Below are 12,963 nucleotides of genomic sequence, written 5' to 3' on the forward strand. Positions count from 1 at the left end.
GTCCTGCTCGCCGTCGGTCAGCCGCTGAGTGCTTCGCCACCGCTGTGCCGCGGCGCGGCGGCCAGATGGACCCCCACCCGCTTGACCAGCAGTGCCATCTCGTACGCCACCTGCCCGACGTCGGAGTCCGCGTCGGCGAGCACCGCGAGGCAGCTGCCGTCGCCCGCCGCCGTGACGAACAGGAAGGCGTCGTCCAGTTCCACGATGGTCTGGCGTACCCGGCCGGCGTCGAAGTGCCTGCCGACGCCCTTGGCCAGGCTGTGGAAGCCGGAGGCCACCGCCGCCAGGTGCTCCGAGTCCTCCCGTGTCAGACCGCCGGAAGCGCCGGTGGCCAGGCCGTCCCCCGAGAGCACCAGGGCCTTGCGGATACTGGCGACCCGCGCGACCAGATCGTCCAGAAGCCAGCTCAGCTCGCGTGTCGGGCTCGATGCTGCGGTCATCGACCGTTCCCCTCAGGTGTCGTTCTCGGTGCTGTCGTCGATGGGTCGTCGCCGGGGGCTGCTCCGCCGTCCGGCTCGGCCTCTGCTGCTTCGCGGCCACGCTTCCAGCCGCGCTGGATCGCGGACATCCGGTCGCGTACCTCGTCGGCCGACCGCTCGGGTCCGCCGCCGCGTGCCGCGTCACCGCTGCCCGTCCGTTCGGTTTCCACGCGCAACTGCGGTGCCAGGCTGGCCTGCCTGACCCGCCGGGGCAGCAGGAGCGCGGCGTCCGCGCCCTCCGCCTGCGGCTCCGGCGCCGCGGGCGCGTCCTGCTCCTGCCGCGGGCGCGGCAAGGACGGTACGGCCGCCACAGAGCGCGGCACCTGCTGGGCCGTCGCCGAGCGGGGCCGGCGGCGCGGCAGCGGGAGCGGGGCGGCGGGGGCCTGCTCGTCGGCGCCCGGGGCCGCCGGCCCGTCCTGGTCGTCGAGCGCGTCGAGCCCCCGGCCGAAGGCCGTGCTCAGGGGCTCCTCCTGGTGCTGGGCGTGCTCCTTGTGGTGCTCGCCTCCGATGTCGTCCACGCCTTCGAGACCCCACTGCCGGAACGTGTGCTCGGTGTCGCCCGCCGTGTCGAGGCCGAGCGGCTGCTGGACCCCGGGCAGCGCGGTGCCTCCGGTGTCGTCACCTGTGTCGCTGAGCAGCGTCTCGGGGATCATGACGACCGCGGTGGTGCCGCCGTACGGCGACTGCCGCAGCGAGACCCGTACGCTGTGCCGCTGGGCGAGCCGGCTGACCACGAACAGGCCGAGCCGGTCGGTGTCCGACAGTTCGAACTCGGGCGTCTCCGCGAGCCGCAGATTCGCTTCGAGCAGGGCGTCGGGTGTCAGGCCGAGGCCGCGGTCGTCGATCTCCAGCACGAAACCGTTGGCCACCGGCTCGCCGTGCAGTTTGACCGTGGTGTGCGGCGGCGAGAAGACCGCGGCGTTCTCGATGAGTTCGGCGAGCAGGTGGGTGAGGTCGGCGACCGCGACGCCTGCGACGGCCAGCCGCGGCAGCCTGCGCACCTCGATCCGCTCGTAGTCCTCGACCTCGGCGATGGCGGCGCGGACCACGTCCATCAGCTGGACGGGCTTGCGCCACTGCCGGGAGGGGGCCGCGCCGGACAGGATGACCAGGCCTTCGGCGTGCCGCCGCATGCGGGTGGTCATGTGGTCGAGCCGGAAGAGGTCGGCAAGCTCCTCGCTGCCCTCCGCGCGGCGCTCCATGGCGTCCAGCAGGGTGAGTTGGCGGTGCAGCAGCACCTGGCTGCGGCGGGCGAGGTTGACGAAGACCTCGGAGACGCCCTTGCGGAGGTCGTTCTGCCGGACGGTGGCCTCCACGACGGCCCGCTGGAGGGTGTTGAGCGCCTTGCCGACATGGCCGATCTCGTCGTCCGCGTACTCCAGCCGCGGCACCTCGGTCTCGACGTCGATCTGCTCACCGGCCGCCAGCCGCCGCATGACACGCGGCAGCCGGGCGCCGGAGACCTCCTGGGCCTCCCTGCGCAGCCCGGTCAGGTCCCTGATCAGGCCGCGGCCGATGCGCACCGAGACCAGCAGCGAGGCGATCACCGCGATCAGGCCGACACCGCCGACGAAGGCCGCCTCGACGATCGCCGTGGTCGCGACCGGCTGGTAGCGCCCCATCAGCTCGGTGTTGGTGACACCGAGGAGCCGGCCCAGGTCCTCCATGGAGGTCGCGGCGAGCCCCGGCCAGGTCAGCTGTGCCGCGACGATCGGGGCGTCGGTGACACCGCCGGCGATCACCGCGTCCTCGGCCGCACGCAGCGCCTTGCCGTTGCCGGTCTTCCAGTACGCGTCGTAGGGCGCGCGCTGTTCGTCGCTCAGCAGCCAGAGGCTGCCGTCGTAGTAGTTGCGCTGCTCCGCCACCGCGAAGGTGTAGGAGCGCAGTTCCGCCGCACTCATGTGCCCGGTGCTGATGGCCGCCGCCATCAGCGCGTCCTCGTGGCTGATCTCGTCGCGGGCGCGCTCGAGCTGGACGATCGCGCGGTGCTCGTCGTCGACCTTGATGTTGTTGTGCGGGTGGACGGAGTCGAAGAGCTGGAAGATCGGCTCCGTCATCGCGTTGTACGCCTGGTAGACGTCGTTGCGGCTGATCCGGCCGTCGTCGGCGCGCTGCCGCAGCGAGCTGAGCCCCTCGACGGTGCTCAGGAACGCGTCCAGCCGGGTGCGGGAATCGGAGCCGAGGTCGCCGCGTACGCCCGAGGCGGCGACCCGGGTCCGCATCTTCGCGATCGAGGCGTCGGTGACCTGCTGCTGCTTGTTGTAGCCGATCCTGGCCTGCGAGTCCCGGGTGTTGGCCACGTAGATCATCGCCGCCCTGCGCTCCTGCTGGAGGCTCTGCAGGGCGTCGGTCCCGGGATAGAAGATGTTCTGGACCACCCGCTGGGCATCGGGCCGGTCCAGCAGCGCGCGGCCGGTGACCGTGGCGGCGAGGGCCCAGATGACCGTCAGCGACACCAGAGGGATCAGCAGCAGCGCCACGATCTTCCGGCGGATCGTCGTACCGCGAAAGCTCATGGCCTCCCCAACGTCTCCCCCGTGGTGGGGGCGTCTGTCTTGTTTAAACGGCGTGAGCCTACTACCGCCTCAGCGGTAACTCGAAAGTATGTCTGTGGGTTGGGCAGGTCTGCGCCGAAACGTACCCCGGAATGCACCCGCAGGTTTCGGGGCAGCCACTCTTCATGGACTTCCAACGGCGGACCGTGTGGGTGGAAGAGACCGTCAGCCGGCCGCGGATGGCCGACCCGGTGCGGGCAGCCGCGGTGCGGGCGGGTCTGATAGCCGCTGTCGCGCTGGTTCAGGCGGTCATCGACGCCTTGCTCGCCGCCGGACAGTCGTGGCTCGCCGCGCCGGTGCTGCTGACCACCGTGGTGACAGCGGTCGTCGCCACCTGGGCGGTGCTCGACGTGTGGGTGACGCGGCAGGTGTGGAATCAGCGCAACGGCGTGGTGTCCAGCCCCAGCAGCGCGGCCAGGGCGCTGCGCCGGGAGCGGCGCAGCGCCCGGCGGGCGGCCCGCAGGGCCAGGCCGCAGCCGAGACCCGCCGCGGCGCGGACCTCGGGCGGAGCGCCCGGGCGGCGGCACCAGCCGTGGCACCTGGGGGTGTGACCCGACGCCGGCCGGCCACGGCCGGCCCGGCGAAATCCTGGTGGATCGGCCGGCGGTGCCCGGTGCCGTGCGTCACCAGGCGCAGGCCCGTCCCCCTGCCGGGTCGTCCGTGGACGGCCCGGCAGCGCGGTGCGGTGCGGCACCGGGCACCGCGGGCCCGGCGAGATCCGCAGGACAGGCCCTAACGACCGGACGCGGGCCCGGTGCGGCCCTCCCGGGCCGCCGCTGCGGCCTCGTCGGGCGCGTCACGGGGCCCCGCGACGGGGGCTGGCGCGGTCCCCGGACCGGTCTCCTCAGCGCCCTGGGATGCGGCCTCCTCGGCGGCCGCGGGCGCGGCCGTGGAGGAGGTCTCGGACGGGCGGCGGAACATCCTGGTCGCGGTGATCTCGCCGTGCACCGGCTCACCCTGCGGATCCTGCACCGGAAGCCCGGGCCTGAGGTGTTCCTCGACGCTGATGTATTTCAGGCCCGCCCGCAGATCCGCGTCATTGCGCAGCCTGACCACGAGCGGGAATTCGGCCAGCGCGGTCGTGTCGAAAAGCCCGGTCGTGTAGAGGAGCTGCACTCCGAGGGCGTCCGCGACGGCGCGCTGGAGTTCCAGCAGATACGTGGCATTCGCACGCCCGATCGGATTGTCGAGGAAGAGCGTGCCCGCGTGCCGCTGCCGGTCCCTGCCGCGGTCGTTGCTCCGCAACGCGGCCATCGTGCAGTACAGCGCGATGGCCGCGGTGAGCAGCTGGCCGCCGGAGAAGACGTCGCCCATCTGGCCGACGGGCACACGCTCGGCGCGCAGCACCGCGTCGGGCTTCAGGATCTCCACGGCGATGCCCCGCGGCTGCAACGCCGCGCCGACCGCGCGCAGCAGCAGCGACATCCCGTCCCGCCGCAGGTCGGAATTCTTCCGCAGCGCGGACCTGGTGGCCTCGTCGATGACCTCGCCGAGGCGCTCCGTGAGCACCGCCTGGTCGGGGTCCTCGAAGCGGATCCGGAGGAATTCCTGCCCCGACCACTCGCCGAGCCCCTCGGGCAGCCGGGACAGCCGCTGGGCCGAGCGCAGCGTGGCGAGCGCGGACTCGACCAGGCCGCGCAGCCGGTCCACGATGATGTCCCGGTTGCGCTCCAACTGGCCCAGCTCGTCGGTCAGCACCCGCAGCCGAGGGGCGAAGGCCGCGGCCCAGGCCGCCGCGTGCTCGGACAGCGCGGCGCCGGGCAGCTCCCTGATCTGCTGCCTCGCCGGTGTCCTGACCTGCTCGAAGCGGACCGCGTTGGCGTGCCTGACCAGGACGTCGGCGGACTCGCGCAGCTGGGTCTCGGCGGCCGACAGGTCGGCGGCGCAGCCGCGCAGGCTGCGCCTGGCCTCGGCCGCGGCCTGCCGGGCCGCCTCCTGGCTGCCCGGATACGGCTGCGGCTCGTCGTCGTCCTGGTGGTGCTGCGGGCCGCCGTCCCGCAGCAGGTCGCGCAGCAGCGCGGCGGTCTCGTCGAAACCGCCCGCCGCGTCCTCCGCGGCCCGGTGCGCGGCGACCAGATCGGCGTGGGCGGCGGTCGCCTGCTCCAACGCGTCGGTACGGGCGGCGACTTCGGTGGTGGCCGCGCGCAGCAGCTCCTGCGCGTGGTCGGCGTCGCGCGGCCGCAGGGCCTCGGGCAGCTCGGTGTGGTGCGGCGCGCCGCCGGGCGGCGCGAGGCGTTCGGCCTCGCCGCGGAGCCGGCCCAGCTGTTCGCTGGCGGACGACGCCCGGGACTCCAGGGTCTGTACGAGCGCTTCCGCGCGCCCTGCCGCGGCCTGCCGGGACGGTCCGTCCGAGCCGTCGGGTCCTTCCAGCAGCTGGGCGGCGCGGCTGCGCACCTTGTTGGTCAGCCGGTCCAGCTCGACGAGTGCGGCGTTCTCCGTGCTCTCCGCCCGCGCCTGCTCGGCCCGCAGGTCGGCGCCGACCCCGACCTTCTCGTACACCTCGGAGGCGGCGCGGTAGGCCTCGCGCAGCGCGGGCAGCGAGGTGGCCGCCGCGCCGTCGCCGTCCGTGCCGGTGCTGCCGTCGTCGGGGGCGCCGGCGATCTCGGCGCGTTCCGCGCGCAGGACGCGGGCGGTGCGGCGGGCGTCGTCCGAGGCGCGCTGGGCGGCCCTGCGGTCCTCGTCGGCGGCACGGGCCCGCGCCAGGCAGGACTCGGCGCGGGCTTCGGCCTCTGCCGCGTCGGCGGCCAATTCCCTGGCCCTGCGCTGCCAGTTGGCCCGCTCCCGCAGCCGGTGGGCGAGCCCCGCCAGCGCGTCGGCGCCGCGGCGCGCCTGCTCGGCGGCGCCCCTGCGGGCGTCGCTCTCCTGCGCCGCCTCCGCGGCGACCGCCTCAGCCTCGCTACGGGCGGCGCGCGCGTCGGCCAGCTCGGCGCGGGTGCGCTCGACGGTGTCCCTGGCCCTCGCGGCCTCCGCCGCGAGTTCCGCCAGCCGCCCCTGCGGGCAGGCGGCGCGCCAGGAGGCGAGCCCTGCCGCCAGCGTGCGGTCGTGGGCGAGCCGCCCGGCGAGCGCCCTGATCTCCTCCTCGCGCGCGGTGGCCCGGGTCCGCAGGGCCAGGCGTTCTCCGTCCGCGGCGGATTCGTCGTGCATGGCCGGATTCGGCGGTACGAGGAAGACGTCAGGCTCGGTGCCTGCGGCCGGCGGCGGCGCGAGCAGCGCCGCCGCGGTGCCCACGGCCACGGTGGAGCGGGGCAGCAGTGCCGCCTGGGCCAGCACGTCCCTGGCCCGCTGATAGGTGCCGGGGTCGGTCACGACGACGCCGTCGACCAGCTCGGGCCGGGCCGCGAGCACCATGGCGTGGTCGACCGGGTCGACCGCCTGGGCGAGATACCGCCATCCGGGCAGCGCCGGGATGCCGTGCTCGCCCAGATACTCCACGGTGGCCAGCACGTCGGGCCCCGGCGGCAGCAGGCCGCCGTCGCCGAGCGCACCGAGAATCCGCGCGTCGTCCGCCGCCGCGGTCCGCAGCTCGAACAGCTGCCGCTCCGCTGCGGCGACGGCACCGTCGAGCAACTCCCGCAGCGGCTCGGCGAATTCGTCGAGCATCGCGGGGCTGATCCCGCCGTCGTCCCCGAGGGCGGGTACGGCCTGCCGGCCCGGCTCACGCCGGTCCCCGCGGGCGCCCGCGGGTCCGCCGGGGGTCGCACCTGGCGGGTGGGCCGCGCCCGGCCCGTCTCCGGGCACGCCGTCGGATCCCCTGGGCACGCCGCCGGACGCGTGGCCGGCGCCGGTCAGTGCGCCGTCAGGGGCGTCGTCCGGGGCGGAGCGGGGTCGGGAGACGGCGGGTGAGCGGTGGGCCTCCCCTGCGGGGTCCCGCGCGTCGGACGGCCCGTCAGACGCCGTCGCAGGACGCGCCGCGTCGCCGGGTGCGGGCTCCGCGGCCGGAGCGGGGTCCTGACCGCCGCGGGGGGACGCCTGGCCGGCGGCGGGAAGGCTGAGGAGGGCGGTCAGGCGGGAGTCGGTGGTCAGGGTGGTGGCCGCGACGGTTGCCGCGGTCAGCGCGGACTCCGCGGTGGACAGGGCGTCGGCGGCGCGGGCCGCCGCGAGCTCCGCACGGGACTCGGCGCCCGCGGCCTCCCGGGCCTTGGCGGCCTCGGTACGTGCGGTGTCGGCGGCGGCCCTGAAGAGGGCGGCGGCCGACTCCTCCGCGTCGGCGGCGGCAAGTGCGGCGCGTGCGGGGTCGGCGTTCGGCGCCGAGTCGTCGAGCCAGCCGGACCGTACGGCCTGTGCGGTCTCCTGCTCGACCTCGGCGAGCCGCTGGGCGAGGTGCCCGGCCTCGCTGCGGGCGCGCTGCGCCTCGGTGGCGGCGGCGGTCGCGTCCTGGTGCGCGGTCTCGGACAGCGCCTGGATCTCCGCCGAGCGGGCCTCCTCGGCGTCGGCCTGCTGCTCGGCGCGGGCGGCGGCGCCGTGCAGCGCCCTTACCAGCTCGGCGGCGGCGGTGGTGCGGGCCGCGAGGGCGGGCGCGGCGTCCCGCTCGGCTTCACGGATCGCGGCGCTGACCCGCTCCAGCCTGTCGCCGGCAGCACGCTGCCGCAGGACGGTCTCGGCGGCCTGCCAGGCGGCGTGCAGCGTGCGCGCGTCGCCCAGTTCGCGCCGCAGCGCCGCCGCCCCCTTGTCCGCGGCGGCCAGCGCGAGCGAGGCGTGCCGGTAGGCGATCTCGGCAGCGATCAGCGCGCTGCCCGCGCGGGCCTGCTCCGCGTCGGTCACGGAGTGCGCGGCCCGCGCCATGTCCTGGGCGATCTCCGCGGTCCTGCCGCGCTCCTGCTGGGCGCGGGCCGACAGCCGCCTGGCCAGCACCCGGGTGCGGCGCTCGGACTGGGCGTGCACGGCACGGGCCCGGTCGCGGGCCTCGGCGCCGTCGACGATGCGCTCCAGCAGGTCGAGCGAGCCGGCGGTGAAGTCGCGCTCCGCGGTGAGCTCCGCCCGGCGGCCGAGCTTGCCCGCGAAGCCGTGCACGAGGTCGGCGAGGCCGTCGGTGTCACGGGTGTCGGTGACTGCTCTCAGCAGCAGGTCGGTGAAGTCGGAGTCCTTCTTGACCGCGAAGAGCCCTGCGGCCTCGCCCTCGTCGGCGTTCATCTCGCGCTGGTAGCGGAAGAGTTCGGGGTCGAGGCCGAGCTCGCCGAGGTGTTCGTTCCACCGGTCGTGGATCTCCTCCCACACCACGTCCAGATGCGGGTACGCCTTTCCCGCCTCGGTGAGCGCGTCCCTGAAGCCCTTCATGGTGCGGCGCCGCCCGCGGGCCCCCGAGGCGCCCTCGACCGGCGGGCGCACGGCGGTGGATTCGGCGACGGGCAGCGAGTCCAGGCTCATGCCGGGGCCCGGACGGAAGGAGTACCAGGCCTCGGCGAACTTGCGCGGGTCGGCCGACACCTGGCGGCCGCGCCACTCGCTGACCTTGCCGACGACCACGAGTTCGCCCGTCAGCGTGTGCTGCCACTCCAGGGCGACGTGCCCGCAGTCCTCGGCGAGCAGGAATTTGCGCAGCACACCGGAACTGGCGCCGCCGAGCGTGTTGCGGTGCCCGGGCAGCATCACCGAGAAGATCAGCTTGAGCAGGACGGACTTGCCGCCGCCGTTCTCCAGGAAGAGCACTCCGGCGGGGGCCGGGCGGCGCGGCGGACCGGCCGGTTCGTCCGCGAAGAAGTCGCCCTGCGCCGGTGCGGGCTGCGGCACCGGTTCGCCGACACCCCGCAGGTCGAGCACGGTGTCGGCGTAACGCGCGCCGGCGGGCCCGATGGAGTAGAGGCGGAGTCGGGAAAGCTCGTACATGCGGCGGACTCTCGTGGCTGGGTAGGGGAGGCGGGCTCGGGCGGAGACGGTGTCAGGCGGAGGTGTGGAAGGGGAGTCCCGCGTCGGCGGCGAGGTCGGCACCGTCGTCGGAGGCGGCCGCGGGGAGCAGGCTGGCGCTGCCGTCGGTGACGGGCACGACGCCGAGGTCGAGGAGTTCTGCCATGGCCGCGCTGCCCGCCATGTCCCGGACCTGGAGCTGGTAGCGGGCGGTGGTGCGGTACGTGCCGCCGGACTCGTCGCCGGTGCGCTGGAGGAATCCGGAGTCGACGAGGAAGGCGACGGCCTTGCCGATGATTCCGGTCGTCGAACCGGCCAGCCGCCTGGCGTCCTTGGTCGCACCGGTCGCGGTGCGCCGGGCGTAGACCCGCCAGGCCGCTTCGAGGCCGGGGGCTTCGCTGGCCGGGTCGGTGTTCTCCCCGGTCTCGTCGGCGCGCTCCTCCAGCCGGCGGCAGGCCTGCCGGACGAAGGCGTCCACCCCGTTGACGGTGATCCGGCCGATGTAGCCGTCGTCGGCGAGGTCTTCAGGGCGCGGGAAGGCCAGCGCGGCCGCCGCCAGATGTGCCAGGCCGTGCAGGAAGCGGTCGCCCGCGTCGGAGGCGGCCCTGCGGGCGTAGTCGCCCATACGGACCGCGAAGACCGAGTCCTCGCCTGCGGCGACGGCCATGCCGGCCCGGGGCGACACCTCGAGGACGACCAGGCCGAGCCCGGCGGCGACCGCGTCGGCGATCCGGGCGAAGGCGGGGTCCTCGCGGTGGCGTCTGACGAGTTCGGCGTACTCCGCGTCGCGGGCGGGCAGCAGCTTGGGCTGGAGGCCGAACCCGACCAGCCGGGCCGCGTCGGCGACGTCTGCCGGGGTCAGCGGCGGGCTCTCCTTGTCGCGCGGGCCCTCCGCCGGCCCTCCTTCCCTGCCGCCGGCGCGGACGCCGTCCCCGGGGCGGGTCCCGTCGTCGCGGTGGTCGCTCACGTCTTTCTCTCTTTCGGGTCCGCGGGGCGGGCGGCGAGGCGGGCGGTGCCGAGGACGAGGTCGGCGCCGCCGAAGTCGGGGTCGTCCAGCTCGGTGCCGTCGTCGACCGCGAAGAGGACCTGCGGCTCGCCCTGCCGTACCGCGGTGCCGACAGGTGGCGACGCGGCGTGCAGGGCAAGCAGCGCCACCAGATACGGCAGGTCGGGATCGCGGCGGCGGGCCTCCGCGAGCAGCCCCGACAGCCGGCGGGGCGCGTCGTGCGGCAGGTCGAGCAGGTCGAGGGCGGATTCCAGCTGCTCGTCGGAGAAGCGGCTGTCGTCCGGGGTGGCGACGAGGTCGGGCTCCGGCATCTCGGCGCCGAGGTGGTCGCGTTCGAGCGGCGGGGTCAGCAGCAGGTCGACCAGGTCGGCGACCCGGACCGCCGTCGGGGTGCGCAGGCCGGTGCCGCGCGCGAAGAACGCGTCGGTGACCCGCGAGGCCTGCTCCACCGGCAGCGGCAGCAGCGGGGCGACCAGTTGGCCGTACAGGTCGAGCCCCGCGCGGGCGGGCGGCGCGGCGAAGGCCTGCCGGTCCTGCTCGGCCCTGAACAGCGGCCCGGCCTCCAGCAGCCGCGACTGGAGCTGGGTGTGCCGCCTGATGCAGTCCTTCACGATGTCGACCAGCTCGGCGGCCCGCCGCTTGTGCTCGGGCTCCTCCGCCTCGTCGCGCGCCTTGCGGATGTTGGTGAGGATCGCGTTCTCATGGCGGTAGCGGTCGGCGACGTGGTCGAGGGCCTCGGCGATCATGTCAGGGACCTGCCGCAGCCAGTCCACCGCCCGTACGTTGCGCCGGGTCGCCTCCAGGGTGCGGCGCAGCGTCTCGGCATACTGCACGGTGCGGTAGCGGGCCTGCTCGGCGGCGAGTTGGGCGTCGGCGAGCCTGCCGCGGCTGATCAGCACCTCCAGCTTGACCTCGGCGGCGATCTGGGCGCTGGTGACGTCGGTGTCGAGGGCGCCGACCAGGACGTTGACCGCCTCGTCGGTGGTGCGCAGGTAGACGCTGCCGCCGGGGCCCGGCACCTCCTCGATCAGCTTGAAGTCGTAGTCCCGCCGCACGTAGGCGCCGTCCGCGCCGAACGTCCCGTAGACGGCGCGGAATCCTCGGTCGGCACTGCCGACGTTGATCAGGTTCTCCAGCACCCAGCGGGCGACCCGCTCGTGCTCCGCATGGCCGCGGGCGGGGGCCTGGGCGGCGACCCGGGGCAGCAGCCTGGCCACTATCTGGTCGTGGTCGGCGCCGGTGTCGAAGTCCATGTTGAGCGTGACCAGGTCGATCGTGGCGAGCGCGACCTCTGCCATGGCGTACACCGAATACTCGCCCGCGAGGTTGGCCTTGCGGGCGTCGAGGTCGTGCAGCGGCGCGGTGCAGGCGAGTGCCTTGAGCCGGCGGGCCAGGCCCTCGTCCGCGGCGGGGCCCGGGGCCGGCCGGGCGGCGCCCGGCAGGGGGTACGGGACAGTGATGGTCACGCCCCACACATTAGGCGGTGCCACCGACAACGAACGAAACGGCACGGATCGCCACGGGGCGGGCACGCGTTGTCGGTGCGGGATGCCATGATCGGACCGCGGGCATCCTACGGCAGCGGTGGACACGACGGGCGGATCACCATGGCGGACGCGGGCAGCGGTGCGGTCGGCGCCGGGGCCGACGGAGGGGGCGGCGGCGGGGCCGTGGACCTCAACGCCGATCTGGGCGAGGGTTTCGGGCGGTGGCACCTCACGGACGACGAGGCGCTGCTCTCGGTGGTCACCAGCGCGAATGTCGCCTGCGGCTTCCACGCAGGTGATCCGGCGACGATGCGGCGGGTGTGCGAGCTGGCCGCGGCGGGCGGGGTGCGGATCGGGGCGCAGGTGTCCTACCGCGACCTCGCCGGCTTCGGGCGGCGCTCGATGGACGTGCCGCCCGGCGAACTGGCCGCGGAGGTCGCCTACCAGATCGGGGCGCTGGAGGTCTTCGCGCGGGCGGCAGGCGCGGCGGTGGCGTACGTGAAGCCGCACGGGGCGCTGTACAACCGGGCGGTGCACGACGCGGAGCAGGCCGCCGCCATCGTCGAGGGTGTGGTGCTCGCCGGGCGGCTGCCCGTACTGGGCCTGCCAGGCTCGCGGTTGCTGTCCGCCGCGGCCGGTGCCGGGCTCGCGACGGTGGCCGAGGCGTTCGCCGACCGCGCCTACACCGCGCAGGGCACGCTGGTGCCGCGCCGCGAGCCGGGGGCGGTGATCGGCGAGCCGGACGCGGTGGTGACCCGCGCGGTCCGGATCGCCTCCGGCGGCGGTGTGACGTCGGCGGACGGGCGGACGGTGCGGATCGCGGCCCGCTCGCTGTGCGTCCACGGTGACACCCCCGGCGCCGCGCAACTCGCCGCCCGGGTGCGGCAGGCGCTGGAGGCGGCCGGGCTGCGGGTGGCGGCGTTCGTATGAGGAGCGGGGTGACGTGGTCGTGAAGTGCCGGGTGCTGGCGATGGGTCGCGGCGCGGTGCTGGTCGAGACCGAGGACGGTGAGCGCGCGCAGGCACTGCACGCCGAGTTGCTGCGGCGGCGGGCCGCCGGCGAGTTCCCCGAGGTGCGTGAGATCGTGCCGGCCGCGCGGACCGTCCTGGTCGGCGGCCTCGCCGACCCGCGGGCCTTCGCCGCCGCGGTGTCCGGTTGGGACGTGCCGCCGGTCGAGGCGGGCCACGGCGAACTGCGGGAGGTGCCGGTGCGTTTCGACGGCCCGGACGTGGCGGAGGTGGCCGAGTTGTGGGCGGTGACGCCCGCCGAGCTGCCCGGAATCGTCACCGCGACGCCTTTCCGGGTGGCCTTCTGCGGCTTCTCCCCCGGCTTCGCGTATCTGACCGGCCTGCCCGCCGAGCGCCACGTCCCCCGCCGCCCGACCCCGCGCACGGCGGTCCCGCCCGGCTCGCTGGCGCTCGCGGGCCCCTACGCGGGCCTCTACCCGAGGTCGTCCCCCGGCGGCTGGCAGCTGATCGGCACCACGGACGCTCCGCTGTGGGACCCGGCCCGCGACCCGGCCGCGCTCCTCTCCCCCGGCACCGAGGTCCGCTTCGTCCGGGCGGACGCATGACGCCGCCACCGGGTCCCGGGGC

The 12,963-nt window shown here is 75.2% G+C and carries 8 protein-coding genes; 3 read left to right on the forward strand and 5 right to left on the reverse strand.

What is annotated here, in order from left to right; all coding sequences use genetic code 11:
- Window positions 1–17: 17 nt before the first annotated feature.
- On the reverse strand, window positions 18–440 hold the full coding sequence (locus ACGFMP_RS29985; RefSeq protein ID WP_393676233.1) for a roadblock/LC7 domain-containing protein: 423 nt from the start codon (window positions 438–440) through the stop codon (window positions 18–20).
- Entirely contained in the window at window positions 437–2,995 is a 2,559-nt protein-coding gene (locus ACGFMP_RS29990) for a nitrate- and nitrite sensing domain-containing protein (RefSeq protein WP_393676234.1), read from the reverse strand. The genes ACGFMP_RS29985 and ACGFMP_RS29990 overlap by 4 nt, the downstream gene beginning before the upstream one ends.
- A gap of 164 nt (window positions 2,996–3,159) precedes the next feature.
- On the opposite strand from ACGFMP_RS29990, the gene ACGFMP_RS29995 reads away from it, so the two are divergent.
- Window positions 3,160–3,585 (forward strand): hypothetical protein, encoded by a 426-nt coding sequence (locus ACGFMP_RS29995; protein WP_393676236.1) that lies wholly within the window; start codon window positions 3,160–3,162, stop codon window positions 3,583–3,585.
- Between the two features lie 181 nt (window positions 3,586–3,766).
- On the opposite strand, the gene ACGFMP_RS30000 is transcribed toward ACGFMP_RS29995, so the two are convergent.
- The 3 genes from ACGFMP_RS30000 to ACGFMP_RS30010 are packed head-to-tail and all read right to left on the reverse strand — an operon-like array spanning window position 3,767 to window position 11,347.
- Window positions 3,767–8,857 carry a hypothetical protein gene (locus ACGFMP_RS30000; protein ID WP_393676237.1) on the reverse strand — a complete coding sequence of 1,697 codons (5,091 nt, stop codon included), beginning with the start codon at window positions 8,855–8,857 and terminating at the stop codon, window positions 3,767–3,769.
- A gap of 52 nt (window positions 8,858–8,909) precedes the next feature.
- Window positions 8,910–9,842, reverse strand: a complete 933-nt coding sequence (locus ACGFMP_RS30005) for a hypothetical protein (protein ID WP_393676239.1) — start codon at window positions 9,840–9,842, stop codon at window positions 8,910–8,912.
- Window positions 9,839–11,347, reverse strand: coding sequence for a hypothetical protein (locus ACGFMP_RS30010; RefSeq protein ID WP_393676240.1), 1,509 nt, complete (start codon window positions 11,345–11,347; stop codon window positions 9,839–9,841). The genes ACGFMP_RS30005 and ACGFMP_RS30010 overlap by 4 nt, the downstream gene beginning before the upstream one ends.
- A gap of 141 nt (window positions 11,348–11,488) precedes the next feature.
- On the opposite strand from ACGFMP_RS30010, the gene ACGFMP_RS30015 reads away from it, so the two are divergent.
- Both ACGFMP_RS30015 and ACGFMP_RS30020 read left to right on the forward strand, forming a co-directional pair.
- Window positions 11,489–12,298 carry a LamB/YcsF family protein gene (locus tag ACGFMP_RS30015; RefSeq protein WP_393676393.1) on the forward strand — a complete coding sequence of 270 codons (810 nt, stop codon included), beginning with the start codon at window positions 11,489–11,491 and terminating at the stop codon, window positions 12,296–12,298.
- Window positions 12,299–12,317: 19 nt separating this feature from the next.
- Window positions 12,318–12,941 carry an allophanate hydrolase subunit 1 gene (locus ACGFMP_RS30020; RefSeq protein ID WP_393676395.1) on the forward strand — a complete coding sequence of 208 codons (624 nt, stop codon included), beginning with the start codon at window positions 12,318–12,320 and terminating at the stop codon, window positions 12,939–12,941.
- Window positions 12,942–12,963 lie beyond the last annotated feature (22 nt).

The organism is Streptomyces sp. NPDC049040 (assembly GCF_043197715.1).
In the GTDB taxonomy this organism is placed as follows: Bacteria; Actinomycetota; Actinomycetes; order Streptomycetales; family Streptomycetaceae; genus Actinacidiphila.

Excerpts from the sequence above, each read along its gene's own strand:
- ACGFMP_RS29985 (WP_393676233.1), bottom strand. The coding sequence starts at position 440 with ATGACCGCAGCATCGAGCCCGACACGCGAGCTGAGCTGGCTTCTGGAC.
- ACGFMP_RS29995 (WP_393676236.1), top strand. The coding sequence starts at position 3,160 with ATGGACTTCCAACGGCGGACCGTGTGGGTGGAAGAGACCGTCAGCCGG.
- ACGFMP_RS29990 (WP_393676234.1), bottom strand. The coding sequence starts at position 2,995 with ATGAGCTTTCGCGGTACGACGATCCGCCGGAAGATCGTGGCGCTGCTG.
- ACGFMP_RS30015 (WP_393676393.1), top strand. The coding sequence starts at position 11,489 with ATGGCGGACGCGGGCAGCGGTGCGGTCGGCGCCGGGGCCGACGGAGGG.
- ACGFMP_RS30000 (WP_393676237.1), bottom strand. The coding sequence starts at position 8,857 with ATGTACGAGCTTTCCCGACTCCGCCTCTACTCCATCGGGCCCGCCGGC.